This window comes from Polaromonas sp. P1_G2 (assembly GCF_056405515.1).
In genome coordinates this window covers 1-389 of record NZ_JBFUBY010001525.1, presented here as the reverse complement: position 1 = coordinate 389, position 389 = coordinate 1, and the positions used below count along the sequence as shown (strand labels likewise).

Annotated in this window: 1 protein-coding gene; it reads left to right on the top strand. The window is 65.3% G+C overall.

Annotation, left to right across the window (positions count from 1 at the left end):
* Positions 1 to 389: trimethylamine methyltransferase family protein (locus AC1D0P_RS31385; protein ID WP_477680296.1), on the top strand; the 389-nt coding region annotated here is incomplete at both ends.

Here is a 389-nt window from a genome sequence, read left to right as displayed (position 1 = left end):
CAGCAGGTGGTATTCGCCAACTCGGCTTCGGAGGGGTCGTCAATCGCTACCCGCCGATCGCGCTCCTGAGCGCGGACGAGGTGGAGTCGATCCACCTTGCCTCGCTGGACCTGCTGGCGACGACCGGCATGGAAGTGCTGCACGAGGAGAGCCGCAGGCTGCTCAAATCCGCCGGTGCCGATGTCGATGACGGAACACTGCGCGTGCGCTTCGACCCGGCGATGATCGTAGAGACGATCTGCACGGCACCGCCTTCGTTTACACTGCAGGCGCGCAATCCGGCGAAGAACCTGAAAGTCGGCGACGGCAGCCTGATCTTTGCCGCGACCGGCGGGCCTGCCTTCGTGTCCGATCTAGACCGCGGACGGCGGGCGGGCAATTACCAGGAC